Origin of the sequence: Micromonospora sp. DT46, from assembly GCF_049841735.1 — a bacterium.
GTDB classification, from domain to species: Bacteria; Actinomycetota; Actinomycetes; order Mycobacteriales; family Micromonosporaceae; genus Micromonospora; species Micromonospora reichwaldensis.
Map to the genome: position 1 here is coordinate 634,210 of NZ_JBNCKW010000002.1, position 26,967 is coordinate 661,176.

Genomic DNA, 26,967 nt, shown 5'->3' on the forward strand with positions numbered 1-26,967 from the left:
ACCCGGTTCGCATCGGACGACAGTGCCGGAACGTGACCGCTCCGGTTCACGTCGTGTCCGGCCCGCGAACCCCACCACGCTCTGCCCTGATTATGCCGGTTCGTCATCCCCGGGCCAGGCTTGGGCGGTGCGACCGGGGCCGGGGAGAGCCGCCGGTCGCACCGCCGGCGGTCAGGAGATGTCCCGCCGGCGCATCGCCCAGAGGGCCGCGCCCAGGATCACCACGAATCCGACCGCCATCATCACCGAGGACTGCTGCCAGGTGATGTCCAGCGTGTCCGGTTTGCACTCGCCGAAGTAGGTGGCCTGGCAGGTGTTCCAGTCCTCCAGGGTCACCTTCTTCTGCATCCACGCCAGGGCGTAGGTCGGCAGCAGCCAGGCCTCGGCGAAGCGCACGCCGGCCATCGCCAGCAGGATGCCGAGGCCGAACTGGCCGACGACCATCAGGGCGATCACCCCGCCCAGGGCCATCGCGGTGTGCCGCCCCAGCGAGGCGAGCGCGAAGCCGATGGTCGCGGTGACCAGTGCGAGCACCAGCCCGCGCAGCCCGGTCAGGGCGAAGGACTGCCACGCCCCGGAGGTCATCTTCGCCGTGCTGCCACGGAACGTGGCGACCAGCCAGAAGCTGCCGAACCAGAGCGCCGTCGTGGGCACCGCCAGGGCGACCAGCCCGGTGAGCAGCGCCGCCAGCTTCGTCAGCAGTACGGTCAGCCGCTTCGGCCGCCACAGCAGCAGGTTCATCATGCCGCCGGTGTTCCACTCCGCCCCGACGAACGAGGCCCCCACGACGAACCCGACCAGCGCCAGGATCGCCGCGAGCGGCAGCAGCGTGTCGCCGAAGTTCTCCCGGAAGTCGAACGTGGAGGGCAGGAACCAGTCCGCCTGGATCGCGTCCCGGGGCGGGGGCTGGATCATCGCGCAGTCGTCGGGGAACTCCCCGGACTGGGCCGTGCCGGCCGCCTTCGCCTTCTCGCACTCCGCGCGGTACTGCGTGTTGTGGCGGACGTCCTGCTGCCACTGCTGCTCGGCGGCGCGCTCGGCCTTCGCCAGCGCGTTGGCGTCGATCTTCTCGTTGGTGAAGAAGACGCCGACCACCACGGCCGCGAGCACCAGCAGGCCCAGCAGGCCCATCCAGCGGGTGAAGCGCCGCTTGGCGAGCCGGCGCAACTCCGTACGGTAGAGGCTCACGCGCCCCACCCTCCCCCGGTGGGACCGGGCTGCCCGGCGCCACCGACCTTCGTGGACTGGTCGACCTGCCGGTGCTGGCCGGGTACCGGCGCGGTGGCGGTCAGTTCGAGGAAGACGCTCTCCAGGTCGACGGCGACCGGGGCGAGCTCGCTGACGTAGAGACCCTGCTCGGCGAGGAGCCGGGTCACCGTGGCCGGCTTGTCGACCCCGGCGAGCATCAGGTGGTCGGCCTGGCCCGCCACCCGGATCCCGGCCCGGGTCAGCGCGTCGGCGGCGACCGGCAGGTCGGTGACCGCCTCCAGCCGCACCCGGACCGCGCCCGAGGAGTGCTGGGCGAGCACCTGCTCGACCGGGCCGAAGGCCACCCGCCGGCCCAGCGAGATGATGGTGACCGAGTCGCAGATCAGTTGGATCTCGCCGAGGATGTGGCTGGAGAGCACCACTGTCATCCCCGACTCGGCGAGGTTGCGCGTCAGGGTGCGCATCTCCCGGATGCCGCCCGGGTCGAGGCCGTTGGCCGGCTCGTCGAGGATCAGCAGCTTCGGGTTCTTCAGCAGGGCCGAGGCGACGGCGAGCCGCTGCTTCATGCCCAGCGAGTAGGTCTTGACCCGCTCGCCGGCGCGGTCGCGCAGCCCGACCAGCTCCAGCACCTCGTCGACCCGGTGCTGCGGCACGTCGCCCGCGCCGGCGAGCAGGGACAGGGTGTCCCGCGCGGTGAAGTGCGGAAAGAACTGCGGGCTCTCCACGATCGCGCCGACCTGACCGGCGACGGCGGGCAGCGCCGCCGGCACCTCGTGGCCGAGGATCGTCATCCGGCCGCCGTTGGGCCGGATCAGGCCGAGCAGCGTACGCAGCGTGGTGGTCTTGCCCGACCCGTTGGGGCCGAGGAAGCCGTGCACCTGCCCCTGTTCGACCCGCATGTCGAAACCGTCGAGCGCGTTGCGGGTGCCGCGCCGACGGCTCTTGTACGTCTTGCGGAGACCTTCGATCTCCAGGACAGCTGGCAAGCTGCACCTCCCCCGATGGGTGTATGACACGCGACACCATACGCGGTATGTAGATCCCCGCAATACCCGGTATGCATGCGACGCGCCGAACGCGTGAAAGGAAGGGGCGCTTCCTGTGCACCAGACGTCAGGAAGGTGCCCTTCCTTTCAACGTCAGGCGCAGATGACCGTGACGCCGGCGGCGCGGAACGCCTCCACCACCTCGGGGCTGGCTCCGGAGTCGGTGACCAGCGTCTCCACCCGGTCCACCGGGCAGATCCGGGCGAAGGCGTGACCGCCCAACTTGGACGAGTCGGCGATGATGACGACCCGCTTGGCCCGGGCCACCATCAGGTTGTTCATCGCCGCCTCGCCCTCGTGGTGGGCGGCGGCGCCGAGCTGCGGGTCGATCGCGTCCACGCCGAGCAGGGCGACGTCGAGGGTGACCTCGCGCAGCAGCGCCCCGCCCAGCGGGCCGACCAGCTCGAACGACTTCGGGCGGACCACGCCGCCGGCCACCACGACCTTCATCCGGGAGCGGACCAGCAGCTCGTTGGCGATGTTCAGCGCGTTGGTGACCACGGTGAGCTGGGCGCCCTCGGCGCTGGTGTTCAGGTCGGGCCGGACGGCGAGGGCCCGGGCCACCTCCGTGCTGGTCGTGCCGCCGTTGAGGCCCACCACGGTGCCCGGCGAGACGAGCGCCGCGGCGGCGGCGCCGATCCGCTGCTTCTCCGCCGAGTGCTTGGCCGTCTTGTAGCGCAGCGGCAGGTCGTACGAGACGCCGTTGGCGACCGCGCCACCCCGGGTCCGGGTGATCATCTGCTGCTGGGCGAGCTGGTCGAAGTCGCGCCGGATGGTGGCCTGGGAGACGTCCAGCCGCTCGGCCGCCTCCTCGACGCTGACGCGGCCGTTGTCGGTCAGCATCTCGAGCAGGGCGTTCCATCTGGCGTACCGGTCCACCCGGGCCCTCCAGTTACTGCGCGGTCGGTGATTGATTGCGTGCACAGTAGTGCGCGAAACTACGAGGGCGCAAAACCCTGTCTTGCGCGATGCCGGGGCTGGTTGCCACAGCCAGCCGCTTTCGCGCAGAATAACGCGCGAAAGGCGGCTCTAACGAGCCGTATTGCGCACCGCTCCCCTGCGTAGGAGTTCTCATGTCGTACGTCGACGCCGAGATCGCGAGCCAGCCCGACTGCTGGCGGGAGGCGGCGCGACTCGCCGCCACCGCGACGGACCACCTCCCCCGCCCCGGGGAGCGGGTCGCCGTCGTGGGCTGCGGCACGTCGTGGTTCATGGCGATGGCGTACGCGGCCCGCCGCGAGCACCTCGGCCAGGGCGAGACCGACGCCTTCCAGGCCTCCGAGTTCCCCGCCGGCCGGCGCTACGACCGGCTCGTCGCGATCACCCGCTCCGGCACCACGACCGAGGTCACCGAGCTGATCGCCGCCCTGCGCGGGCGGGTGCCGAGCACCGTCCTGGTCGGCGACCCCGACTCCCCCGCCGTCGCGCTGGCCGACGCGGCGGTGACCATGCCCTTCGCCGACGAGCGCTCGGTGGTGCAGACCCGCTTCGCGACCACCGCCCTGGCCCTGCTCCGCGCCCACCTCGGCGACAACATCGACGCGCTCGCCGCCGACGCGGAGGTGGCCGTACGCGCCCCGCTGCCGATCGACCCGACCCGCATCGAGCAGGCCACCTTCCTCGGCCGGGGCTGGACGGTCGGGCTCGCCCAGGAGGCCGCGCTGAAGTGCCGCGAGGCGGCCACCTTCTGGGCCGAGGCGTACCCGGCGATGGACTACCGGCACGGGCCGATCTCGATCGCCGCACCGGGCCGGCTGGTCTGGGCGTTCGGCGAACTGCCCGACGGGCTGCCGGAGGACGTGGCGGCGACCGGAGCGGCGTTCGTGCACAGCCGCACCCACGGCTGCCGCACGGTGCTGGGCAGTTGGGCCGCCGGCCGTACGCCCGTCGACCCGATGGCCGACCTGATCCTGGCGCAGCGCTTCGCCGTCGCGCTCGCCACCAGCCGAGGCCTCGACCCGGACGCGCCCCGCCACCTGACCCGTTCCGTGGTCCTCGCGTGAGGCCAGCCGACGTCGTCGTCGCGCTGGACGTCGGCGGCACCGGGATGAAGTGCGCCCTGGTCCGGGCCGACGGTGCCGTGCTGCACACCGAGCGGCACCCCACCGACGCGGAGCGCGGCCCGGACGCCGTCGTCGACACGGTCCTGGGGATCGCCGAGGGGCTGGCCGGCAAGGCCCGCGCCGACGGGCTCGACCCGGTCGCGATCGGCATCGCCGTACCCGGGGTGATCGACGAGGCGCGCGGGGTCGCCGTCTGGTCGGCGAACGTCGGCTTCCGGGACGTACCGCTGCGGGACCTGGCGCAGGCGCGGCTCGGACTGCCGACGGCGGTCGGCCACGACGTGCGCGCCGGCGGTCTGGCCGAGGCCCGGCTCGGCGCGGGCAGCGACGCCGCGCACGTCCTCTTCGTCGCGATCGGCACCGGGATCGCCGCCGCGCACCTGGTCGGTGGCACGGCGGCCACCGGCGCGCACGGCGCCGCCGGCGAGATCGGCCACATTCTGGTACGCCCCGGCGGGCCGCGCTGCGGCTGCGGCCGTCCCGGGTGCCTGGAGGCGGTCTCCTCCGCCTCCGCGATCGGCCGGCTCTACTCGGCGCGGGCCGGCGTCCCGGCGACGGCCGCCGAGGTGGCCGACCGGGCGGCGGCCGGCGAGCCGCTGGCGGCGGACGTCTGGCGGGAGGCCGTGGAGGCGCTCGCCGACGGCCTCGCCACCGGCCAGGCCCTCTTCGACGTGGAGACCGTCGTGATCGGCGGCGGGCTGGCGCGGGCCGGCGCGCTGCTGTTCGACCCGCTGCGGGCCGCGCTGCACGAGCGGATGACGTTCCACCGGGAGCCGCGCCTGGTCGCGGCGGCCCTCGGCGACGAGGCCGGCTGCCTCGGCGCCGCCCTGCTCGCCCTCGACAGTCTGGAGAAGTGATGGCTCTTCGGGTGAACGGCAAGGTGGTGACCCCGACCGGCGTGATCCGGCAGGGCTGCGTGGAGGTCGACGAGGGTCGGATCCGGGCGGTGGCCGAGTACCCGTCGGTCCGCGACGGGCACTGGATCGTGCCGGGCTTCGTCGACATGCACACGCACGGCGGCGGCGGGCACACCTTCACCACCGGCGACGCCGAGCAGGCCCGACAGGCCGCCGACTTCCACCTGCGGCACGGCACCACCACCCTGCTGGCCAGCCTGGTCAGCTCGCCCTTCGTGCTCATGCGCTCGGCCACCGAGGCGTTCGCCCCGCTGGTCGCCGAGGGGGTGCTGGCCGGCATCCACTTCGAGGGCCCGTACCTCTCCTCGGCCCGCTGCGGCGCGCAGAACCCCGAGTACCTGCGCGACCCGTCCACCGACGAGCTGGCCGAGCTGATCGAGCTGGGCGGCGGGGCGGTCCGGATGGTCACCCTCGCCCCCGAGCGGGACGGCGCCCTGGAGGCGATCAAGCTGCTCACCGCGCACCGGGTGGTCGCCGCGGTCGGCCACACCGACGCCACGTACGACGAGACCCGCGCCGCCGTCGCGGCGGGCGCGAGCGTCGGCACCCACCTGTTCAACGGGATGCGGCCGGTGCACCACCGCGAGCCCGGCCCGGTGGTGGCCCTGCTGGACGCCCCGAACGTGGTCTGCGAGCTGGTCGCCGACGGCGTGCACCTGCACGACGGGATGCTGGCCTTCGCCACCTCGACGGCGGGCCCCGAGCGGTCCGCCCTGATCACCGACGCGATGGCCGCCGCCGGCATGGCCGACGGCGAGTACGACCTGGGCGGCCAGACGGTCACGGTGGCGGACGGCGTGGCCCGGTTGGCCCGCGACGGCGCGATCGCGGGCAGCACCCTGACCATGGACGCCGCGCTGCGGCACGCGGTGGGCGCCGGGATCCCGATCGCGGACGCCGTACGGATGGCGGCCACCACGCCGGCCCGTGCCATCGGCCTCGGCGACCAGCTGGGCGCGCTCCAGGTCGGACTCCGGGCCGACCTGGTGGTGCTCGACGACGACCTCAACGTGGTCCGGGTGATGCGCGGCGGCTCCTGGCTGGAGTGACGCAGCGAGGCGACAGCCCACCCGGGCGGAGGGGCTCACGTCCGCGCTGTCGAGCTGAATCGTCTACGACATCACACAGGGCGCACAGGCCGAATCGTCTACGACATCAGCTCGACAGCGGTCGCGGAGAGAGTCCGCCGGAAGGACCATCACCGCCCGCCACCACGTCGCCGAGCACCGCCTGCTCGTCGGGGCGGTGCACCAGCACGTCGGAGAGGAACGACTGCACGGCCGGGGCCATCCCGACATCCCGGCCGGCCCGCTCCGAGAGCAGCCACTTGTGCTCGATGATCTGGGCGAAGAGCTCCTGCGGCTCCAGCTTGCGGCGCAGGTGCGCGGGCACGGCCCGGACCACCGGCTCGAAGACCTCGGTCAGCCAGCGGTGCGCGGCCTGCTGCTCGTCCATCAGGTAGCTCTCCGCCCGGTAGGCGTCCAGGTCGTTGAGCAGCCGGCGGGCCTGGTTCTCCTCGGCGTCGAGGCCGGTGAGGCGGAGCAGCCGCCGGGTGTGGTAGCCGGCGTCGACCACCTTCGGCCGGACCAGGTAGCGCCCGTTGTCGATCGTGGACATCGCCACCTCGGCGACGTCGAAGCCCAGCTCGTTGAGGCGGCGGATCCGCCCCTCGATGTCGTGCCGGGCCTCCCGCTCGATCTGCTGCTCGTAGGTGATCTCGTGCCACAGCCGCTCGTAGCGCTGCACGACCTCCTCGCAGACGACCTCCGGGTCGATCGACTCGTGCAGCAGCCCGGCGGCCTGGAGGTCGAGCGCCTCGCCGAAGATGTTGACCCGGGCGATCTCCAGGTCCTCGCCGCGCTGGCCGTTGGAGAGGGAGTGGTGCAGCGCCCCGGTCTCGGCGTCCACCAGGTACGCGGCGAACGCCCCGGCGTCCCGCCGGAACAGCGTGTTCGACAGCGAGCAGTCGCCCCAGAAGAAGCCCGTCAGGTGCATCCGGACGATCAGGGCGGCCAGCGCGTCGAGCAGCCGGCCCATCGTCTCCGGGCGCAGGGTGTGCGAGAAGAGCGCCCGGTAGGGCAGGGAGAACTGCAGGTGCCGGGTGATCAGCACCGACTCGAGGGGTTCCCCGTCGTCGGTCTGCCGGTCGGCGACGATCGCCACCGCCTCGACCGACGGGAAGTCGATCCGCTCCAGGGCGCGGAGCAGGTCGTACTCCCGCTCGGCGATCCGCTCGCGGGTCTCCTTGAACGCGTAGACGTACTCACCCAGCCGGACGAAGCGGACGATGTGCCGGGAGATGCCCTGGGGCAGCGCCACCAGGTGTTGCGCAGGCCACTCCTCCAGCGGGGTCGACCAGGGTAGGTCGAGCAGCGCCGGGTCCACGAGGGCCGAGGTGATCCGCACGGGGACAAGTCTGACGGGTACCCCCCGCCGAGCGCCTCCCTTCGTGGCTCGGCACACAGGCGACCCCGGCCCGTCCCGGTCCGGCGCCGAACGGGGCCGGTAGCGTGGTCGGGGTGCGGGAGACCACGGCGGTACGGGCAAAGGTGCAGCTCCGGCCGGTCCGGCCGGCCGGCTGGTGGTTCGACGCGCTGCTGCTCACCGCACTCGTCGGGTTGACCGTGGCCCTCGCCGGCGAGCGGTTGTTCGGAATCGACCGCGCGATCGCCGACTGGTCGCAGGCGCACCGGCCCACGGCCGCGCACTGGACGGCGGTCGTCCTCAACTATCTCGGCCAGGGCACCCCGTTGACGTTGATCGCCCTGGGGCTCGGGGTGCTGCTCGCGGTGCGGCTGCGGTCGGTCCGCCCGGTGCTGCCGCCGGTGCTCGCCTTCGCCCTCAGCTACCTGACCATCGGCCCGCTCAAGGTGTGGACCGCCCGGCCCGCGCCCAGCGCGAGCGTCAAGGCACCCTTCCTCCCCGCCGAGCAGACCCTCCCGCTGTTCCAGGACGAGCTGCCGCTGAAGTTCGCCCAGTCCTACCCGTCCGGCCACGTCGCGAACGCGATCCTCTGGTACGGCGTCATCGCGCTGCTGCTCGCCCCGCTGCTGCGCACGTACGGCCGGACCGTGCCGCCCCGGCTGGTCACCGTGGTCCGGGTCGTGCCGCCGGTGGTGGTGCTCTGCACCACCACCTACCTCGGCTGGCACTGGCTGACCGACTCGGTCGCCGGGCTGCTGCTGGGGCTTCTCCTCGACCGGCTGGTGCACCGGGTGCCGTGGGACGACCTGCCGCTGCCGGGAGCGCTGCGGGACTGGAACCGTCCGTTCATCTCCGCCCCCTAGGGTCCCGCCGTGGATCGACTGGCACGCCGGCTGGGCGTACGGGATGCGGTGGTCATCGGCCTGGGGTCGATGCTCGGCGCGGGCGTCTTCGTGGTCTTCGCGCCCGCCGCGGCGGCGGCTGGCGGGGCCGGCCTGCTGGCGGCGCTGGTGCTGGCCGGCTTCATCGCCTTCTGCAACGCGACCAGCTCGGCCCGGCTCGCGGCCCGCTACCCCGAGTCCGGCGGCACCTACGTGTACGGGCGGGAGCGGCTCGGCCCGTTCGCCGGGTTCCTGGCCGGCTGGGGCTTCGTGGCCGGCAAGACGGCGAGCTGCGCGGCGATGGCGCTGACCATCGGGGCGTACCTCTGGCCGGGGCAGGCCCGGCTCGTCGCCGTCGGCGCGGTGGCGGCGGTGACCGCCGTGAACCTGCGCGGCATCGGCAGGACCGCGACCGCGACGAAGGTCCTGGTGGGCGTGGTGCTGGCGGTGCTGGCCCTGGTCGCGGTGGCCGGCGCGGCCGGCGGTGACGTCTCGCTCGACCGGCTCGGCGACCTCGGCGGCGGCGGTCGGGGCGTGCTCACGGCCGCCGGGCTGCTCTTCTTCGCCTTCGCCGGATACGCGCGGATCGCCACCCTCGGCGAGGAGGTACGCGACCCGGCGCGGACCATCCCCCGGGCGGTCCCGCTGGCCCTCGGCGTGGTGCTGGCGGTCTACCTGGTGCTCGCCGTGGTCACGGTCGGTGTGCTCGGGGCCGACCGGCTGGCCGGTTCCGCCGCGCCCCTGGCCGACGTGGTGACCGCCGCCGGGCTGCCCGGCCTGGCGTGGCTGGTGCGGGCCGGGGCGACGGTGGCGGTGACCGGGGTGCTGCTCTCCCTGCTCGCCGGGGTGGGGCGCACCGCGTTGGCGATGGCCCGCCGCCGCGACCTGCCGGGGGCGCTCGCCGCCGTCCACCCGGTGCACCGGGTGCCGCACCGGGCGGAGCTGGCCGTGGCCGCCGTGGTGGTGGCGATCGTGCTGCTGGGCGACGTACGTGGTGCGATCGGCTTCTCCAGCTGCACCGTGCTGGTCTACTACGCGATCACCAACGCCGCCGCGCTGACGCTGGGCCGGGACCCGGGCCGGCGGCTGCCGGTGCGGGCGCTGGCCGTGCTGGGGCTGGCCGGCTGCCTGCTGCTCGCGGTCAACCTGCCGCCGGCCAGCGTGCTCGCCGGCGTCGCCGTGCTCGCCGTCGGCGCCCTCTGGTACGCCCTGCGCCCGCGCCGGGCCTGACGCCGCTCCCGGGACGCGCAGCACGGCGGACCGGGCGCCGTCACTCCTCCGGCTGGCGGGGCACGGGCGTGACCGGGTCCTCCGGCGGGGGCGCGGCCTCGCGGAGCAGGGCGTTCAGGCCGGCCCGGCGGGCTACCACCGTCAGCCGGTCGCCCGCGACGATCACCAGCCGGGCATCGGGCGCCCAGTCGAGGCGCTGGCCGGCCCGGGCGTGCGCCAGCAGGCGTACGCTCTCGGCCCGCCCGACGGCGGCGAGCGGCCTGCCGTCCAGCGACGACCCGGCGGCGACGGAGACCTCGGTGACCAGCAGCGCGTGCCGGCCGACCGGGATGGTGGCGATCACGGCGCGGTCCAGCAGCGCGGCGGAGAACGAGAACGCGGCGAGGTACGACACGCTGCGCGAGACGCCGATGCCGAACGCCTGCTGGATACGTTCGGCGAAGTGGCCGTCAAAGAGGCGCAGCACCACCTGGAGTTCCGGGTTGACGGCCCGGCCGATGAGCGCCGCCTGGAGGTTGGTCTCGTCGTCGGTGGAGACCACCACCAGTGCCTGGCAGCCGCCCACGGACGCCGACTGGAGCGTCTCCTCCAGCGCGGCGTCGCCCACGATCAGCGGCACGCCGAGCCGCCGGGCCAGCGCGCCACCGCGCGGCTCGGGCATCTTGTCGATCGCCACCACCTCGACGCCGAAGTCGCAGAGCTGGGCCATCACCCGGGTGCCGACGTTGCCCAGCCCGACCACCACCACGTGCCCGGAGCGCTCGGGCTGGATGCGGCCGGAGTGCAGGGCCAGCCGGGCGTTGACGATGCCGTCCACCACCACGGCGGTGATCAGCGGGATCAGCGCCAGCCCGGCCAGGTTGAGCACCACCTGCATGACCTGCTCGGCGGCCGACTTGTCGGGGTTCGGATCCTGCCCGGTCAGGGTGGTCACCAGCGTCAGGTAGAGCGAGTCGGCCCAGTCCTCGTGCGCGGCGTAGCCGTTGAGCGAGCCGAGCACCCCGATCACCGCCAGCAGCACGATCACCGCGACGCCGATCTTGCGGGTGGCGAAGCTGCGCACCGCGCGCAGCAGCACCGTCAGGGGGCGGCGGCGCCGGCGGGCCCGCACCAGCCGGCGGGCGGCCAGTTCCGTCCCCGGCGGCGTCCCGGTCGCCTCGGCGATCACCAGGTCGGCCGCGCGTTCGTCGGCGGGCAGCAGCCGGACCTGCTGCGGGTCGCGGGTGTCGGCGACCCCGCAGACCACGTCGGGCGGGCGTACGTCCTCGCGGCGGGCCACGTAGAGGGTGCGCCCGCCGTGCCGGAAGTGGGTGGGGGCGACCTCGCCCAACGCGGCGGCCACGAAGGCGGGGGCGGCCATGGAGGCGTCGGAGAGCACGGCCGAGTCGGGGAAGATCTGCCGCACCCCGTTGGCGAGGCCGGTGTTGAACATCCGCACCACCAGCCGCAGCCGGGGCTCGACCTCCTGCGCGCAGAGCGCGGCGTGCATGTTGCCGACGTCGTCCTGGTGCAGCAGGGCCAGCCCGTCGGCGCCGGCCAGCCCGGCCCGACGGAAGGTCACCTCGTCCAGCCGGTCGGCGCGGACGACCTCGACGCCCTGGAGGTCCCGCCCGTCGGGCTCGTCCGAGCGCGGTCGTTCGGGCACGACCAGGGTGATCCGGACGCGGCCGGCCTGGAGCTCGGTGGCGAGCAGCGCCCGCACCACCCAGTAGGCGAGGGCGTCGCGACCACAGATCACGTAGTGCGCCCGCGCGTCCCCGTTGACCCGGAGCCGCCGGCCGGCACGCCGCGCACGATCCAGCAGGGGCTCCGCCATGTGCCGCATCGTAGTCAGCCGGTCGCGCCGGACGCAGCCCCGTGATCATGAACGCTGGTCGCGCCGGCATGTCCCTTCCGGCGACGGGTAGAGCACCGGCATGCAGACGTTCCTGCCGTACCCGGACTTCCTGGCCAGCGCCCGGACGCTGGACCAGAAGCGGCTGGGCAAGCAGCGGGTGGAGACCATCCAGGTGCTGCGCGGGCTGACCTGGCCCACGTACGGCTGGCGCAACCACCCGGCGGTGAAGATGTGGGCCGGGTACGAGGAGGCCCTCACCCGGTACGGGTTGGACGTCTGCGCGGTCTGGTGCGAGCCCGGCCGGGCCGACACGTGCGCGACCACGATGACCGCCGACCTCGCCGCCGCCTGCGGCCTGACCCGGGTCCGCACCCAGGTCGAGCTGGCCGAGGCCGGGGAGTTGCCGCCCTGGCTGGGCCGCGACGACCTGCACCTGAGCCACCGCTCGTCGCTGCTGCGTAAGGACCCCGGCCACTACGGGCCGCTCTTCGGCGACGACGTCCCGCCCGACCTGGAGTACGTCTGGCCCGCCTCCGACCGGGAACGGCGCTGCCTCCCGCCGCCGGAGTGATGGCGGGGCACGTCAGGCGCTTCCCGCGAGAAAGGGTTCCCGCGATGGCTGAGCGGGCAGACTGGAGACCCACCCGGCGGGAAGGTGCACATGGCGCTGTCGAAAGTGGTCGGTCGACTCATCGGCGTACGCGAGCACGAGGTGGACCCGGGCGGTGGTGGCGCCCCCCGCGTGCCGGGCCGGGTCGAGGCGGTGGTGGTCGGCGGCGGGATCGCCGGCATGTCGGCGGCGGTGGTGCTGGCCGAGCGCGGGGTGGCGGTGACGGTGCTGGAGGCCGCGCCGACGCTCGGCGGCCGGCTCGGGGCCTGGCCGGAGACGCTCGCCGACGGCAGCCGGCAGATGAACGAGCACGGCTTCCACGCGTTCTTCCGGCAGTACTACAACTGGCGGTCCATCCTGCGCCGCGCGGACCCGGGGCTGGGCTTCCTCAAGCCGGTCCCGGGCTACCCGATCCTGAGCGAGCAGTGGCCCACCGAGGAGTTCGGCAGGCTGCCGCCCGCGCCGCCGATGAACCTGCTGGCGCTGCTGCTACGCAGCCCCAGCCTGCGCCTGCGCGACCTGCGGGGCATGGACCGGGACGCCGCGCTGCCGCTGCTCACCTACGACCCGGGGCGCACCTACGCCGAGTTCGACGACACGACCGCCGACGCGCTGCTCGCCTCGCTGCGGCTGCCCGACCGGGCCCGCGCGATGCTCTTCGAGGTCTTCTCCCACTCGTTCTTCAACCACGAGGCGGAGATGTCGGCGGCGGAGATGATCGCCCAGTTCCACTTCTACCTGCTGGGCAATCCGGAGGGGCTGGCCTTCGACTGCCCCGACGAGGACTACGCGACGGCGATCTGGGAGCCGCTGGCGCGGCACGTGGAGAAGCACGGCGGCCGGGTGCTGACGGGCGCCGCCGCCACCGCCGTGACCCGCGACGGCGGGGGCTGGCGGGTGGCGACCGCCGACGGCACGTCGTACCCGGCCGGGCACGTGGTGCTCGCCGTAGACCCGCCCGCCCTGGCCGCGCTGGTCGCCGCCTCGCCCGGCCTGGCGGACCACGCGCCCCGGCTGGCGGCGCGGATGCCCGCGTTCGGCCGGCCCGGCCCGCCGTACGCGGTGGCGCGCTTCTGGTGCGACGGGGACGTCTCCGCCGACCGGGCGGTGTTCAGCGGGGTGTCCCGGCAGCCCACCCTGGACTCGGTGACCCTCTACCACCGGCTGGAGCACGAGTCCCGCCGCTGGGCCGAGCGCACCGGCGGCTCGGTCGTGGAGCTGCACGCGTACGCCTGCGACGCGGGTGTGCCCGCCGAGGAGCTGGCCGAACGGATGCGGGTCGAGCTGACCGCGCTCTGGCCGGAGGCGGCCCGGCTGCGGGTCCGCGAGCTGCGCGCCCGGGTGGAGGCGCAGGCGCCGGCGTTCACGCCCGGCAGCCACGCCTGGCGGCCGGGGGTACGCACCGACGCCGACGGGCTCTACCTGGCCGGCGACGGCATCCGGACGGACTTCCCGAGCGCGTTGATGGAGCGGTCGGCGGCGACCGGGATCATCGCCGCCAACCACGTCCTGCGGGCCGAGGGCGGCGCGGCGGAACGGGTCTGCTCGATCCGGCCCCGAGGCCTGCTCGCCGGACGGGGCTGACCGGCCGGGGGTCTGCGCGCCGGGCGGGCTGACCGGTCCGAGGTCTGCGCGCCGGGCGGGCTGACCGGTCCGAGGTCTGCGCGCCGGGCGGGCTGACCGGCCCGGGGCCTGCCCGCCCAGCGACGAGGAGCAAACCGGGCAAATCGGCCGTTCGGTTCACTTAGGCTGATCGTCTGGGGTGAGCCGGGAGGTCGGATTGTCGCCGCGCACGGACGACGGCCCGCTCGTCGCCGACGTGCCGCGGGACGACGCGTACCCGCTGATTCGCGACGAGCGGGCCTGCGTCGTGACCGCCCTGCGGCTCGGCTGGTGGATGGCGGACGCCTACCACCACGCGCGGACCGCCGAGCTGCGCGACCCCGGAGCCGACCGGCCGGCGGGCGCACCGGCGAAGCTCTCCAACCTGACCGAGATGTCGGGGCGGCGGCGCATGCAGATGTACCTGGACGGCGTGGAGGTCGCCCTCACCCAGATCGCCGAGCTGACCCGGCGCGTCGGCCCCGTGCCCGCCACCGCCGACGCGCGGGGCCGGGTGGCCGACGGGTCCGCCGACGCCCTGCTGCTCGCCCTCGACGACCTGAACGTGGAACTGCTGCGCTGGACGATGTCCACCAACCAGCGGGTGGGGCTGGCGTACCGGCTGGGACGCTCGCTGGCCGACACCGTCCGGTACGGCGACGCCGTGCGGAACGGCGACGCCGGGCAGGTGGCCCAGCGCTTCGGCGGGCGGCAGTTCGAGATCGGCCGTTGGCTGGGCGAGCTGGCCAGCGTGCTGCCCCCGTACTCGGCCGCGGTGGTCCGCCACTCGCTGTCGGCGTGGGCGTCGGCGGTCACCAGGGCGGGCGTGGGCGACCCGACCGAGGCGGGGCTGCCCGAGCTGGCCCGCGAGCTGCGCAACCAGGGCGAGCTGTGGCAGGGCGTGCTCACCGGCGGGCTGCACCCGAGGGACCTGCTGGACGAGGAGGACTACGCCATCGTCGCCCGGAACCTGATCGTGCGGGACCGGAGGCTGGTGGTGCAGGCCGTCCGGGGGATCTTCTGGCCGGTGCTCGTACCGCTGCTCGCCGTGCTGTTCGCCGTGGTGGGGGTGAGCGCGCTCGCCGCCGCCGGTCCGCCGGTGACCCGGGCCGCCGTGGCCCTGCTCGGGCTGGGCGCCGGGCTGGCCGCGATCTGGCGCACCGTCTCGGGGCCGGCGCTCGCGGTCGCCGGGGAGGTCAACCGGCCGCTGCTGGAGAGCGAGCTGACGGCGCGGATGGCCGTACGCATCGACCGGCCGCTGGCCGCCGCGCGGGCCGCCGGCCGGGCCCGCCGGCAGCGTCGCCCCGACGAGCCGGGGCCTCGATCGAAATCCGTTGCCCCTCTGTCCCCCGCGGACCTACCGTGATCGCGCAAGGTCAACCACCGCCGCGGGAGCTGGTCATGTCGATGTCGCACGTCACCGGTGTGCCGTCGTGCCTGCCCACGCGTCCGGCATCGCCGGCCGGCGGCGGTCGTCACCGTGCCGAAGACCCCGGGGGCGGCCGGCCCGACTGACGCGTGCCCGCACGACGTCGAGCCGCCCGTCCGTAACCCGGACCGGGCGGCTCTTTCGCGCTCCGGCCCGTCCAGATCGTCACCGCCACGAAGGGAGACACCGGTGGACGCCGTCCTCGTCGTCAACGCCGACCTCGGCCCGCTGCACCGGGTCACCGTCCAGCACGCGATCCGGATGCTCTGCCGGCGGGTCGCCGAGATCCACGAGGCCGAGCCGGACCGGGTCATCGGGGTGTTCCCGATGCCCCGGGTGGTGCGCCTGGTCCGCTACGTGGTGACCCGGTGGCGGTTCAGCGCCGGCCCGGCCTGGTCCCGCGCCGGCGTGCTGCGCCGCGACGGGCGCTGCTGCGCGTACTGCGGGGGGCCGGCCGGCACCATCGACCACATCCTGCCCCGCTCGCGCGGCGGCCGGAACACCTGGCGGAACACGACCGCCGCCTGCTACGGCTGCAACCAGCACAAGGGCGACCGGACGCCGGCCGAGGCGGGCATGCCGCTGCGGCGTGAGCCGGCCGTGCCGAGCTGGGCGGCGCTGGCGGGGCGGTGACGGACCGGCCGGCGGGAACGGGGGGCCGCGTCGGGGGTACGCCCTCGGCGCGGCACCCGTCGGCCCCTCACCTCTCGGCACCTACCCGCCGGGTCCCGGCCTGCCGTGTCCCTGCCGGGCGGCACCCGGCCTGGCGGTACGGGAGGTGGAGCGGTCAGGGCCGGGCGGGCGGGGCCCAGCCGAAACGGGCCGGGCGGCGCTCGTGGAAGGCGGCAACGCCCTCGCGGGCCTCGCCGCTGGCCCGGACCTGCCCGTGCCACCAGGCGATCCGGTCCTCGTCCGCCCGCCCGTCGACGATCTCCTTGGCGGCGGCGACGCTGAGCTGCGACCGGGCGACCACGGCGGCGGTGAGCTCGTCCACCCGGGCGGCGAGCCCGTCGCCCGGCAGCACCTCGTCGACCAGGCCCACCCGCAGCGCCCGCTCGGCGTCGATCAGCTCGGCGGTGAAGAGCAGGTGCTTGGCCGCGGCCGGGCCGACCAGCCGGGCCAGCCGGCGGGTGGTCGGCGCCGGATAGACCAGGCCCAGCCGCGCCGGCGGCACGCCGAACCGCGCGTCGGTGGTGGCGACCCGCAGGTCGCAGGCGACGGCGAGCTGACAGCCGCCGCCCACGCACGCGCCCCGGACGGCGGCGACGGTGGGCTTGGCGAAGGCGGCGAGCCGCTCCTCGGCGGCCACCGCGATGCTGGCGTCACCGGCGTCCAGCAGCTCGTCCAGGTCGCCCAGGTCCGCGCCGGCGCAGAAGGTGTCCCCCGCGCCGGTGAGCACCAGCGCCCGGACGGCCGGGTCGGCCTCCAGCCCGTCGAGCAGCTCCGGCAGCCGTCGCCACATGGCGGTGGTCATCGCGTTGCGCCGCGCCGGATTACGGATCACCACCGTCGCCACCGGCCCGGCCACCTCGACGAGGAGTTCCGCGTCCGCCACCGTCACCACCCCTTCGACGTCCCGCCCGGCCGCCGGGAGCGGCGACGCGTGCGGCGACCATAACGGCGCCGGCCCGACGACCACCCTGGCGGGGTGGTCGCCGGGCCGGCGACGGTACGGCTACGTCAGGAGACGTTGAGCGCGGTGTCGTCCACGACGAAGGACGTCTGGAGCGACACGTCCTCGGTGCCCGTGAACCTCAGGGTCACGGTCTGGCCCTTGTACGCGGCCAGCGAGAACGACTTCTGGCTGTAGCCCGCGGCCTTGTTCAGGTTCGAGTACGTGGCGAGGGTCGCCAGCACCGTCCCGGAGGAGTTGAGCACCTGCACCCGCAGCGTGTCGTACGCGGTGCTGCTGGTGGTCTCCGCCGAGTCGATGTGCAGCCAGAAGCTGAAGTTGTACGACGTGCACCCGGCCGGCAGGCTCACCGACTGGGAGAGCGTCTCGGTGCGGGTGGTCCCGTACCCGTTCATCCACGCGCTCCACGTGCCGGTGCGGGCCGGCTGCGCGGTGCCGTGCTGGCCGATCACGCCCGAGGACTGCGTCCAGGCGGTGACCCCGGACTCGAAGCCCGCGTTGGCGAGCTTCTGACCCGGGCTGGTGCAGCCGCCGCCGGTGCCGTTCACCGTCAGCGTGTAGGTGGCGCTGCGGGTGACCGAGCCGGCGCCGTTCACGGTGACCGTGTAGGTGCCGGGCGCCGTGGCGGCCGTGGTGGCGACGGTCAGGGTCGACGAGCCGCCCGAGGTCACCGAGGCCGGGCTGAACGAGGCGGTCGCCCCGCTCGGCAGGCCGGAGGCCGACAGCGTCACGGTCTGCGCCGACCCGCTGGTGGTGGCCGTGGCCACGGTGGTGGAGACCGAGCTGCCCGGGTTCACCGCGCCGGAGGTCGGCGAGAGCGAGACCGAGAAGTCGTTGCCGGTCGAGCACGGCGCGTCGTTGCCGGCCACGTTCACCGCGGTCCAGGCCGCCTGGACGGTCTTGTACTCGGTGGAGCAGCTGCCGTACAGGTCGGTCGCGGCGCGCAGGCTGTACGCCCGGGCGGTGTTGGCCGGGTTGCTGGTGTTGACGTACGAGGTGTTGGAGGTGAAGTACGCGTCCAGCGCCCGCCACCAGATCTTCTCGGCCTTGGCGCGGCCGATGCCGGTCACCGCCGGGGCGGAGCCGCAGACCGGCGAGGTGCCGTACGAGGTGGCCCCGGTGCCCTCGGCGAGGTTGAAGAAGAAGTGGTTGGCAACACCGGACGAGTAGTGCACGTCCTTGCTCCTGGTCGAGGTGGACCAGCAGCTGTCGCTCGAACCGTCCAGGGACGGGTTGTACATGTAGCGCAGCGGCGTACCGTTGCCGTTGATGTTGATCTTTTCACCGACCTGGTAGTCGCCCGGGTCGGCGGAGCTGTTGGCGTAGAACTCGACCATGTTGCCGAAGATGTCGCTGGTGGCCTCGTTGAGGCCGCCGGACTCGCCGGAGTAGGTCAGGCCGCCGGGGACGACGTTCTCGGTCACGCCGTGGCTCATCTCGTGGGCGGCCACGTCGATGGAGACGAGCGGCCGGGAGTTGCCGCTGCCGTCGCCGTAGGTCATCCGGGAGCCGTCCCAGAAGGCGTTGACGTAGTTGTTGCCGTAGTGCACCCGGCTCGGCACGCCCCGGCCGTCGCCGAAGATGCCGTTGCGGCCGTGCACGTTCTTGAAGTAGTCGAAGGTCTTGGCGGCGCCGTGGTGCGCGTCCACGGCGGCGGACTGCCGGTTGGAGGCGGCGCCGGTGCCCCAGGTGTTGTCGGCGTCGGTGAACGTGGTGCACGTCGACGTGCCGTTGTTCATGTCGCACGTGGAGCCGTTGCCGCGCAGCGGGTCGATCATCTGGTACGTGCTGCCGGAGAGCGTGGTGTCCACGGTGACGGTGCCCGAGTAGACGCTGTTGCCCGTGCCGGAGACGGCCTCGATCTCGTCGTACGAGCCGACGACCTTGCCCGTGGTGGCGTCGGTGACGACGTGGAACCGCGACGGCGTCTGCCCGTCCGGGTGCCAGCCGGTGACGACGGTCTCCCAGGCGAGCCGGCCCTTGCCGGAGCTGGCGTCGACGAAGAGCTCCGGGGTGCCCACCGCGGTGAGCGTGCCGGAGAACTCGGCGCGGGCGGCCTTCTTCGCGGCGGCGGAGGAGACCTTCGCCGTGGTGGGGAGGGTCAGCGGGGCGTCCAGACCGACCGAGGAGCCGGCGTAGCCACCGTTCGGGGTCGTGTGGATGACGAAGTCACCGCCGTACACCCGCAGGCCCTGGTAGGTCCGGGTGTAGCGGGTGTGGGCGGCGCCGTTGGCGTCCACCTTGGTGCTGTGCACCTGGTAGGACTCGGCGCCGGTGCCCTGGACGGCACCGGGGTTGGCCCGCAGGACGCTCGCCGCCGCGGCGGCGGGGCCGCCCGGGGCGGGGGCGGCAGCAGGTGCCGCGAGCGTCGGGGTACCGACGCCGGTCAGCAGACCGCCGGCTAGCAGGGCCGCACCGACGGCGGCAAGGGGTCTCTTCACGTGCCCTCCTGGACAGGAATGCGTGACGGGGGTAGTCACACATGTAAATACAACGATGCGCCAGCCAAAAAGAGAAGGGTTGATCGGATTTCCGCTTGAGACAATGGCCGTTCGGTGGAATCGACGCTGGTGGGAACCGGATCGCCACCCCGAGCGTCCGACGAACATGAGATCAGCTTCGATGGCCGGCGCCGGGATCGCGCTCGCGGCGACCCTCCTGGCCGGCTGCGCGCCGACCGGACCCGCGGACCCGGCCGTCCCGCCCGGTCCGGCGCGGACGCCGGCCACACCGACGACCGCCGCGCCGTCCCCGCAGCCGACGACCGCGCCGCGCTCCCCCGGGCCGGCGGCCACGGCGGCCCGGATCATGCTGACCCGGTCGGGCGGGTTCGCCGGACGCGGCGACACCGTGACGGTGGAGCACGACGGCCGGTGGACGGTCGTCGACCGCACCGGATCCCCACGCACCGGCCGGCTCTCCAGCGCGGATCTCGACCGGCTGCGCCGGCTCGTCGTCGACCCGGCCCTCGCCGCCGAGGCGGGCCGCCCGTCGGCGCCCACCGCCTGCCAGGACGCCTTCAGCTACCGGCTGACGATCGGGGAGGTGGAGACCGGCTACGTGGACTGCCCGGCCGACGGTGCCGCGCCGGCCGCGACCCGTGCGGTCGTGGAACTCCTGCTCGGGGCCACGGGCTGAGCGAGCACAGGCCCGTCGGTCGGGGTCAGAACCGGTAGTCCTCCGGCAGGCCGGTGGCGCGCAGCTCCGGCGGCAGATGGGCGACGTCGTTGACCGCGAGCAGCGTCGGCGGACCGCCCGGGCCGTAGCGGATCACCGTCAGCCCGCAGTGGTGCGCGTTGAAGCCCAGCCAGCGCCGCTCCGGCGCGTCGAGCGCGTGCCGGACGAACCAGGCGATCAGGAACGTGTGCGTGACGACCAGATCCCGCCGCTCGCCGTCGTCCGGGGCGGTGGCGAACCGCCGCACGGCCGCCGCCGTCAGTCGCGGCCCGTCGGCCCGCTCCGCCGGGGAGAAACCCGCCAGCAGCCGGGCGTACGCGGGCGGCAGGCCGGTCGGATCGGTGTCGTGCGGCAGGTGGTCGCCGACCTCCTCGGCGGCGTCCACGCCGATCCCGGGCAGCGACGCCGCGACCATCTCGGCGGTCTCGACGGCGCGCCGCAGCGGGCCGTGGTGGACGGCGTCGACGGGCACGCCGCGCAGCCGCTCACCGAGCAGGGTCGCCTGCCGACGGCCCCGGTCGGACAGGCCGGTCTCCGGCGGGTCGACGCCCGGCGGGGTGCCCGGCGGACGGTCCTGCTCGCCGTGCCGGGCCAGGTAGAGCAGGCGGGTCCCCACGTCGTCCCCCCTCGTACGCGATCGAAAGGCGTGCCACCGGCGGCACGCCTCCCGATCATGGCTCCCTGCCGCCAGGTCAGCCCCTGGGGAACATCTGGCCGATGCGGATCTTGTTGCCGAACGGGTCGCGGATGCCGAAGTCGATCCCGTACGGGCGCTCCATCGGCTCGTCGGTGATCTCGACGCCCTTGGCGACGAGGTCCTCGTACGTCTTCTGCGCGTCGTCGGTGGTCATGAAGAGGTACCCGCCCAGCGCCCCCTTGGTGAGCAGCTCACGGACCTGCTCGGCGGTGGCCGGGTCCAGCGCCGGCGGGCCCGGCTTCTCCAGCAGGATCTCGCGCTCCGGGTCGCCGGGCAGGTTCACCGTCAACCAGCGCATGAAGCCGAGGTCCTGGTCGGTGTTGACCTCCAGGCCGAGCTTGCCCACATAGAAGTCGAGGGCCTCGTCCTGGTCGAGCACGTAGATCTGGGAGCGGCTGATCGCGTTCATCGTCATGCCCGGAACGCTACGGGGCTCCCCTGACCTGCTGCTTATCCAAAACTGACCTCTGCTGTCCGAAGCTGCTGGGCCGGGTCCAGGCCTTCGTGAAGCACACCGGCACGGCGGCGGTCGGTGCCTTGCGCCGGCGGTACTCCGACGGCGACTCCCCGACGATCTGTCGGAACGTGCGGCTGAACGTGCCCAGGCTGGCGAAGCCGACCGCGTAGCAGACGTCGGTGACGTCCCGGCCGGTGTGCAGCAGCAGGTACATCGCCCGCTCCACCCGGCGCCGCTGGAGGTAGCGGTGCGGGGTCTCGCCGAAGGTCGCCCGGAAGGTGCGGATGAAGTGCGCCTCGGAGACGTACGCGATCCGGGCCAGGGCGGGGATGTCGAGCGGCTGGTCGTACGCGCGGTCCATCGCGTCCCGGGCGCGCAGCATGGCCCGGTTCGACTCCTCCGTCGCCCTGCTCACACCGCCCAGCATAGGGTGCCGTCACGCCGGACCCCGCTACCTCGGTGCGGTCGCCAGGATCGCGTCGAGGCCCTGGTCGAACAGCTCGTCGTCGCTCCATCGGGCGTCGTCGAGGTGACCGGAGTCGATGAGGGTCGGATAGGCGGCGGGATTCGCCGTGATGTGCCGCCGGGCCTCGCCGCGCGCGTGCGGATCAGCGGTCCGCCGCCAGGTCGCCTCGGTGAGCGCGGCGCCGATGACGTAGTTGGCGAGCAGGCGGGTCGCCACCGCCAGTCGACGGCCCGAGAAGCCGCCGCGCACCAGTGCCGACTGGAGGAACTCGGTGCGCGCGAGCACGTTGGGGCCGAGCATGGGTCGCCCGATCAGGCTCGCCGCCCAGGGGTGCCGGAGGATGGCCGTCCGCCAGTCCCGGACCAGCGCGCGTACGTCGTCCCGCCAGTCGCCCACCTCGTGCGGGAGCCGGACGTCGCCGAAGATCTGGTCGACGGCCAGGTCGAGCACGTCGTCCTTCGTCTTCACGTGCCAGTACAGCGCGGTGGACGTGACGTCGAGTTGCTGGGCGAGGCGACGCATCGTCAGGCCGTCCATGCCGTGCCCGTCGAGCAGGGCCACTGCGGCGTCGACGATGCGTTGCCGGCTCAGCGGCGGCGTACGGCGCGGACGGGCGGACTCCGCACGGAGCCACACCGAGCTGACGGCATCGGGCCGGCCGGCCGGCTCCTCGCGCGGCGTCCGGCCGGATCGGTTGGTGGTCACCCGACCACTCTATTACGGTGCTCGGGCGACTTAACGGTGGTAAGTTGCTCGACACGCGTTAGGTGACGGCGCCACAGAGGAGGCCTGGGCATGCCCCTGATGCGGATCCATCTAGACACCGACCCGACGACCGCCCGCCGGGTCCTGGCCCTGCACCGGGCAGGGAAGCACCACCACGAGTCCCGGGACGCCGCCCGCAGCGAGGTCTGGCGGCACGGCCGCACGCCAGCCGCCGAGCCGGTCTTCGTCGGCGTCACCAACGGCAAGCCTCTCCGCCTGATCTACGACGTGGAGGTCCACTTCGACACGACGCCCTGATGCGAGATCCGCGCAGACCGACGGCACGCCGACGGCGACGGTCAACCGGCCGGCTCGCGACGGTGCCCGGCAAGAGATGCCTGATGAAATTTGGAGCCCCCGGCCGGGATCGAACCGGCGACATCTCGCTTACAAGGCGAGTGCTCTGGCCAGCTGAGCTACAGGGGCGTGTGGTGCCGACGCCAGCATAGCGACTGACGTCCGGATTTCCGCCGCGGCAGGCCCCCCGACCACCGGAAACGTCTCCGCCCTCCTGCGGCGGACCGACATTGACGGTCGATTGATGTCCGCCCGTGCCCGAGTGACCGGAATGTCTATGCGGTCCGTCCCATCCCGTGCGCCCCGCCTTGGCAGGTGGCGGAAAGCCGTTTACCGTGCAGTGACACGGACGACATCTCGATCACCGAGAGGCTGCCCGTGGGCCGGCGCGTCCCGTGCCGGCCGCTCCTTCACTCGGATCGTCCGGCACGTTCCTGCCGGTGAAAGGAAGCACCCCATCATGGCTACGGTCACCTACTCCAAGGCGTCCCGGATCTACCCGGGCACGGAGCGTCCCGCCGTCAACCAGCTCGACCTGGAGATCGGCGACGGCGAGTTCCTCGTCCTGGTCGGCCCCTCCGGTTGCGGCAAGTCCACCAGCCTGCGCATGCTCGCCGGCCTGGAGGACGTCGACCAGGGCTCGATCCACATCGACGACCGGGACGTCACCCACCTGCCGCCGAAGGCCCGCGACATCGCGATGGTCTTCCAGAACTACGCCCTCTACCCGCACATGACGGTGTACGAGAACATGGCGTTCGCGCTCAAGCTGCGCAAGACCTCGAAGGCCGAGATCGACCGGCGGGTCAAGGAGGCGGCGGCGCTGCTCCAGCTGGAGGAGTACCTGGGCCGCAAGCCGAAGGCCCTCTCCGGCGGTCAGCGCCAGCGGGTGGCCATGGGCCGGGCGATCGTCCGCGAGCCGCAGGTCTTCCTCATGGACGAGCCGCTGTCGAACCTCGACGCGAAGCTGCGTGTGCAGACCCGTACCCAGATCGCGTCGCTCCAGGCGAAGCTGGGCGTCACCACCGTCTACGTCACCCACGACCAGGTCGAGGCCATGACCATGGGCCACCGGGTGGCGGTCATGCTCGACGGCGAGCTCCAGCAGGTGGACACCCCGCGGGCGCTCTACGACACCCCGGCCAACGTCTTCGTCGCCGGCTTCATGGGCTCCCCCGCCATGAACATCAAGACCGTGCCGCTGAACGAGCGGGGCGCCGCCTTCGCCGACCTCCACATCCCGCTCACCCGTGAGCAGGTCGAGGCGGCCCGCGCCGACGGCGGCGACAACAAGGTGACCGTCGGCTTCCGCCCCGAGGACTGCGACCTGGTCAGCCCGACCGAGGGCGGCATGCCCGTCGTCGTCGAGCTGGTCGAGGACCTCGGCTCGGACGCCAACATCTACGGCCACGCCGCGCTCGAGGGCAGCAACGAGCGCTTCGTGGTCCGTACCGACCGGCGCACCATGCCGAACATGGGCGACACCGTGTTCGTCAAGCCGCGCGAGGGCCGCAGCCACGTCTTCAACGCGAGCACCGGCCACCGCATCTGACGTACGACGAGATGGGGGTGCCCGCCGATCGGCGGGCGCCCCCATCGTCGTCTCCGGCTGAAGGCCCCCGGACAGGCGAAGGGGCGGCCCGCCATCGGCGGACCGCCCCTTCTTCGTGTCTGTGGATCAGCCCTCGGCGGCCCGGCGGCGCGCCACCTCGGCGAGGGTGACGGCCGCGGCGACGCTGGCGTTGAGCGACTCGACGTCGGAGACCATCGGGATGCTGACCGTCAGGTCGCAGGTCTCGCCGACCAGCCGGGAGAGCCCCCGACCCTCGGAGCCGACCACCACGACCAGCGGGCCGACGGCGGCCTCCAGGTCGTAGAGGTCGGTCTCGCCGTCGGCGTCCAGGCCCACCACCAGGAAGCCGGCGTCCTGACAGGCCTTCAGCGACCGGGTCAGGTTGGTCACCTGGGCGACCGGTACCCGCGCCGCCGCACCGGCGCTGGTCCGCCAGGCGGTCGCGGTGATCCCGGCCGCCCGCCGCTCCGGTACGAAGACACCCTGCGCGCCGAAGGCGGCGGCGGACCGGATCACCGCGCCGAGGTTGCGCGGGTCGGTCACCCCGTCCAGCGCCACCAGCAGCGGGGCGGTCTGCTCCAGCGCCGCCGCGACGAGGTCCTCGAAGGGCTCGTACGCGAACGCCGGCACCTGGAGTCCGATGCCCTGGTGCAGCACGCCGCCGGTCATCCGGTCCAGCTCGGCCCGGCTGACCTCCAGGATCGCGATGCCCCGGTCGGCGGCCGTCCGGACGATCTCGTTGATCCGGTCGTCGGCGTCGATGCCCTGGGCGGTGTAGAGCGCGGTCGCCGGCACCTGGGCGCGCAGCGACTCCAGCACCGGGTTGCGCCCGACCAGCAGCTCCGGCGTGTCCTTGGACGGGTTGGACTTGCGGCCCGGCGCGACCCGGGGGCCGCCGCGACCGGTGGGCCTGGCGCCCCGGCCGCCCGTACCGCGCCCGCCGCCGGTCGGCACGCCCCGGCCACCGCCCTTGCCCCAGGTGGTGTCCTTGCTGCCCGGCTGGCCGATCTTGGGGGCGCGCCCCTCCTCGGCCGCCGCCCGGCGCTCCTTGTCCTGCTTCCATGCGGTGCGCTGGGGCAGCTTCTCGGTGCCCGAGTAGGCCTTGTGCCAGGGCCGCTCGTCGGCGGGCAGGGTCTTGCCCCGCCCGGCGAGGGAGTCCTTGTTCTTGCCACCGGAGCCCTTCGGGGCTCCCGCCTTCGGCGTCAGACGCCGGCCACGGCGCTGCGAGTTGCCGGCCATCAGTCCTGCTCTCCAATAGTCCAACGGGGGCCCTGGGGGGTGTCCTCGACCACCACGCCGGCTTGCTTGAGCTGGTCGCGTACGGCGTCGGCGGCGGCCCAGTCCTTGCGACCGCGGGCCTGTGCGCGCTGCTCCAGGGCCAGCGCGACCAGCGAGTCCACCACGCCGCGCAGGTCGTCCGTGCGGCCGCCACCGGTCCACGCCGGGTCGAGGGGGTCGACCCCGAGGATATCCAGCATGGCGCGCGCGGAGGCCAGCGCCGTGCGGACGGTCACATCGTCGCCGCCGGTCAGCGCGGTGTTGCCGTCGCGGACCACCTCGTGCAGGACGGCGAACGCGGCGGAGGTGTTCAGGTCGTCGTCCATGGCCGCCGCGAACGCGCCCGGCAGCTCGCCGAGCTGGCCGGCGCCGACGCGCTCGACGGCCCGCTGCACGAAGCCCTCGATCCGGCGGTACGCGACGGCGGCCTCGCGCAGCGCGTCCTCCGAGTAGTCGATCCGGGACCGGTAGTGCGCGGCGGCGTAGTAGTAACGCAGCTCCACCGGGCGCACCCCGAGCGAGTCGACGTACGTCAGGTCGAGGGCGTTGCCGAGCGACTTGCCCATCTTGGCGCCGCCGATGCTGAGCAGCCCGTGGTGCACCCAGTAGCGGGCGAACGGCAGCCCGGCGGCCTGCGACTGGGCGATCTCGTTCTCGTGGTGGGGGAAGGTGAGGTCCAGTCCGCCGCCGTGGATGTCGAACTCGGCGCCGAGGTACCGCCGGCACATCGCCGAGCACTCGATGTGCCAGCCCGGCCGGCCACGCCCCCACGGCGACGGCCAGTAGGCGTCCGCCGGCTCGTCGGGCTTGGCGCCCTTCCAGAGCGCGAAGTCGCGCGGGTCGCGCTTGCCCCGGTCGGGCGCGTCCCCGGCCGACTGCATCGCGTCCGGCGACTGCCCCGACAGGGATCCGTATGCCGGCCAGGAGCAGACGTCGAAGTAGACGTCGCCGGAGTCGTCGGTGGCCGGGTAGGCGTGCCCGTCGGCGATGAGCTTGGCGATCAGCTCGTGCATCTCCGGGATGTGCCCGGTGGCCCGCGGCTCGTACGTCGGGGGCAGCACGTTGAGCGCCCGGTAGGACTCGGCCAGGATCAGCTCGTTGGTGTACGCGATCGACCAGAAGGGCTGGCCCCGCTCCATCGCCTTGACCAGGATCTTGTCGTCGATGTCGGTCACGTTGCGGATGAAGGTGACCTCGTAGCCGGCGGCGAGCAGCCAGCGGCGCAGCACGTCGTAGTTGACGCCGGAGCGAAGGTGACCGATGTGCGGCGGGGCCTGGAGGGTGAGACCACACAGGTAGACCCCCACCTTGCCGGCTTCCCGCGGGACGAAGTCCCGCACCGATCGGGTGGCGGTGTCATACAGGCGTAGCGTCAC

Annotated in this window: 25 protein-coding genes and 1 tRNA gene; 12 read left to right on the forward strand and 14 right to left on the reverse strand. The window is 73.6% G+C overall.

Annotation, left to right across the window (positions count from 1 at the left end):
• Window positions 1-171: 171 nt before the first annotated feature.
• From ACLQ20_RS07320 to ACLQ20_RS07330, 3 genes are all read right to left on the reverse strand, one after another.
• Complete coding sequence (locus ACLQ20_RS07320) at window positions 172-1,188, reverse strand: ABC transporter permease subunit (RefSeq protein ID WP_425854639.1); 1,017 nt, start codon at window positions 1,186-1,188, stop codon at window positions 172-174.
• On the reverse strand, window positions 1,185-2,195 hold the full coding sequence (locus ACLQ20_RS07325; RefSeq protein ID WP_151454742.1) for an ATP-binding cassette domain-containing protein: 1,011 nt from the start codon (window positions 2,193-2,195) through the stop codon (window positions 1,185-1,187). Before ACLQ20_RS07325 ends, ACLQ20_RS07320 begins: the two co-directional genes overlap by 4 nt.
• A gap of 153 nt (window positions 2,196-2,348) precedes the next feature.
• A complete protein-coding gene (locus ACLQ20_RS07330) occupies window positions 2,349-3,134 on the reverse strand; it encodes a DeoR/GlpR family DNA-binding transcription regulator (protein ID WP_425854641.1) in 786 nt (261 codons plus the stop codon).
• A 194-nt stretch (window positions 3,135-3,328) separates the two neighbouring features.
• On the opposite strand from ACLQ20_RS07330, the gene ACLQ20_RS07335 reads away from it, so the two are divergent.
• The 3 genes from ACLQ20_RS07335 to nagA are packed head-to-tail and all read left to right on the forward strand — an operon-like array spanning window position 3,329 to window position 6,284.
• Window positions 3,329-4,258: an SIS domain-containing protein gene (locus ACLQ20_RS07335; RefSeq protein ID WP_151454743.1), complete on the forward strand. Its 930-nt coding sequence runs from the start codon at window positions 3,329-3,331 to the stop codon at window positions 4,256-4,258.
• Window positions 4,255-5,175, forward strand: a complete 921-nt coding sequence (locus ACLQ20_RS07340) for an ROK family protein (RefSeq protein ID WP_151454744.1) — start codon at window positions 4,255-4,257, stop codon at window positions 5,173-5,175. The genes ACLQ20_RS07335 and ACLQ20_RS07340 overlap by 4 nt, the downstream gene beginning before the upstream one ends.
• Window positions 5,175-6,284 carry an N-acetylglucosamine-6-phosphate deacetylase gene (gene nagA, locus ACLQ20_RS07345; RefSeq protein WP_327029796.1) on the forward strand — a complete coding sequence of 370 codons (1,110 nt, stop codon included), beginning with the start codon at window positions 5,175-5,177 and terminating at the stop codon, window positions 6,282-6,284. Before ACLQ20_RS07340 ends, nagA begins: the two co-directional genes overlap by 1 nt.
• A gap of 106 nt (window positions 6,285-6,390) precedes the next feature.
• Here nagA and ACLQ20_RS07350 read toward each other — a convergent pair whose 3' ends face one another.
• Window positions 6,391-7,641, reverse strand: coding sequence for a DUF4032 domain-containing protein (locus ACLQ20_RS07350; protein ID WP_425854643.1), 1,251 nt, complete (start codon window positions 7,639-7,641; stop codon window positions 6,391-6,393).
• 143 nt (window positions 7,642-7,784) lie between these two features.
• Here ACLQ20_RS07350 and ACLQ20_RS07355 point away from each other — a divergent pair, with 143 nt between their 5' ends.
• On the forward strand, window positions 7,785-8,522 hold the full coding sequence (locus ACLQ20_RS07355; RefSeq protein ID WP_425854842.1) for a phosphatase PAP2 family protein: 738 nt from the start codon (window positions 7,785-7,787) through the stop codon (window positions 8,520-8,522).
• A gap of 9 nt (window positions 8,523-8,531) precedes the next feature.
• Window positions 8,532-9,770 carry an APC family permease gene (locus ACLQ20_RS07360; RefSeq protein ID WP_425854644.1) on the forward strand — a complete coding sequence of 413 codons (1,239 nt, stop codon included), beginning with the start codon at window positions 8,532-8,534 and terminating at the stop codon, window positions 9,768-9,770.
• Window positions 9,771-9,810: 40 nt separating this feature from the next.
• Here the strand turns inward: ACLQ20_RS07360 and ACLQ20_RS07365 are convergent, their stop codons facing one another.
• On the reverse strand, window positions 9,811-11,595 hold the full coding sequence (locus ACLQ20_RS07365) for a potassium channel protein (protein ID WP_151454748.1): 1,785 nt from the start codon (window positions 11,593-11,595) through the stop codon (window positions 9,811-9,813).
• 91 nt (window positions 11,596-11,686) lie between these two features.
• Here ACLQ20_RS07365 and ACLQ20_RS07370 point away from each other — a divergent pair, with 91 nt between their 5' ends.
• The 4 genes from ACLQ20_RS07370 to ACLQ20_RS07385 all read left to right on the forward strand — a co-directional run bounded on the left by ACLQ20_RS07370 (window position 11,687) and on the right by ACLQ20_RS07385 (window position 15,881).
• On the forward strand, window positions 11,687-12,178 hold the full coding sequence (locus tag ACLQ20_RS07370; protein ID WP_151454749.1) for an MSMEG_6728 family protein: 492 nt from the start codon (window positions 11,687-11,689) through the stop codon (window positions 12,176-12,178).
• A gap of 90 nt (window positions 12,179-12,268) precedes the next feature.
• Window positions 12,269-13,801, forward strand: a complete 1,533-nt coding sequence (locus ACLQ20_RS07375; protein WP_425854648.1) for an FAD-dependent oxidoreductase — start codon at window positions 12,269-12,271, stop codon at window positions 13,799-13,801.
• A 196-nt stretch (window positions 13,802-13,997) separates the two neighbouring features.
• Window positions 13,998-15,185, forward strand: a complete 1,188-nt coding sequence (locus ACLQ20_RS07380; RefSeq protein ID WP_327029801.1) for a hypothetical protein — start codon at window positions 13,998-14,000, stop codon at window positions 15,183-15,185.
• 252 nt (window positions 15,186-15,437) lie between these two features.
• Entirely contained in the window at window positions 15,438-15,881 is a 444-nt protein-coding gene (locus ACLQ20_RS07385; protein ID WP_151454751.1) for an HNH endonuclease, read from the forward strand.
• A 154-nt stretch (window positions 15,882-16,035) separates the two neighbouring features.
• On the opposite strand, the gene ACLQ20_RS07390 is transcribed toward ACLQ20_RS07385, so the two are convergent.
• Window positions 16,036-16,809 (reverse strand): enoyl-CoA hydratase/isomerase family protein, encoded by a 774-nt coding sequence (locus ACLQ20_RS07390; protein WP_327029802.1) that lies wholly within the window; start codon window positions 16,807-16,809, stop codon window positions 16,036-16,038.
• A gap of 119 nt (window positions 16,810-16,928) precedes the next feature.
• Window positions 16,929-19,322, reverse strand: coding sequence for a M4 family metallopeptidase (locus tag ACLQ20_RS07395; RefSeq protein ID WP_425854652.1), 2,394 nt, complete (start codon window positions 19,320-19,322; stop codon window positions 16,929-16,931).
• A gap of 166 nt (window positions 19,323-19,488) precedes the next feature.
• On the opposite strand from ACLQ20_RS07395, the gene ACLQ20_RS07400 reads away from it, so the two are divergent.
• Window positions 19,489-20,019 (forward strand): hypothetical protein, encoded by a 531-nt coding sequence (locus ACLQ20_RS07400; RefSeq protein WP_425854653.1) that lies wholly within the window; start codon window positions 19,489-19,491, stop codon window positions 20,017-20,019.
• Between the two features lie 25 nt (window positions 20,020-20,044).
• On the opposite strand, the gene ACLQ20_RS07405 is transcribed toward ACLQ20_RS07400, so the two are convergent.
• The 4 genes from ACLQ20_RS07405 to ACLQ20_RS07420 form a co-directional block, all read right to left on the reverse strand.
• Window positions 20,045-20,674, reverse strand: coding sequence for a histidine phosphatase family protein (locus ACLQ20_RS07405; RefSeq protein ID WP_425854655.1), 630 nt, complete (start codon window positions 20,672-20,674; stop codon window positions 20,045-20,047).
• Between the two features lie 76 nt (window positions 20,675-20,750).
• A complete protein-coding gene (locus ACLQ20_RS07410) occupies window positions 20,751-21,170 on the reverse strand; it encodes a VOC family protein (protein WP_151455308.1) in 420 nt (139 codons plus the stop codon).
• A 10-nt stretch (window positions 21,171-21,180) separates the two neighbouring features.
• A complete protein-coding gene (locus ACLQ20_RS07415) occupies window positions 21,181-21,627 on the reverse strand; it encodes an AraC family transcriptional regulator (RefSeq protein WP_327029806.1) in 447 nt (148 codons plus the stop codon).
• Window positions 21,628-21,663: 36 nt separating this feature from the next.
• A complete protein-coding gene (locus ACLQ20_RS07420) occupies window positions 21,664-22,383 on the reverse strand; it encodes a TetR/AcrR family transcriptional regulator C-terminal domain-containing protein (RefSeq protein ID WP_225852270.1) in 720 nt (239 codons plus the stop codon).
• Window positions 22,384-22,473: 90 nt separating this feature from the next.
• On the opposite strand from ACLQ20_RS07420, the gene ACLQ20_RS07425 reads away from it, so the two are divergent.
• Window positions 22,474-22,701 carry a hypothetical protein gene (locus tag ACLQ20_RS07425; RefSeq protein WP_121401525.1) on the forward strand — a complete coding sequence of 76 codons (228 nt, stop codon included), beginning with the start codon at window positions 22,474-22,476 and terminating at the stop codon, window positions 22,699-22,701.
• Between the two features lie 91 nt (window positions 22,702-22,792).
• Here the strand turns inward: ACLQ20_RS07425 and ACLQ20_RS07430 are convergent.
• A tRNA-Thr gene (locus tag ACLQ20_RS07430) sits at window positions 22,793-22,869 on the reverse strand.
• 331 nt (window positions 22,870-23,200) lie between these two features.
• Here ACLQ20_RS07430 and ACLQ20_RS07435 point away from each other — a divergent pair.
• Window positions 23,201-24,292 (forward strand): ABC transporter ATP-binding protein, encoded by a 1,092-nt coding sequence (locus tag ACLQ20_RS07435; protein WP_151455306.1) that lies wholly within the window; start codon window positions 23,201-23,203, stop codon window positions 24,290-24,292.
• Window positions 24,293-24,418: 126 nt separating this feature from the next.
• Here ACLQ20_RS07435 and rlmB read toward each other — a convergent pair whose 3' ends face one another.
• Entirely contained in the window at window positions 24,419-25,552 is a 1,134-nt protein-coding gene (gene rlmB, locus ACLQ20_RS07440) for a 23S rRNA (guanosine(2251)-2'-O)-methyltransferase RlmB (protein ID WP_151455305.1), read from the reverse strand.
• Window positions 25,552-26,967 (reverse strand): cysteine--tRNA ligase, encoded by a 1,416-nt coding sequence (gene cysS, locus ACLQ20_RS07445; protein WP_425854656.1) that lies wholly within the window; start codon window positions 26,965-26,967, stop codon window positions 25,552-25,554. The genes rlmB and cysS overlap by 1 nt, the downstream gene beginning before the upstream one ends.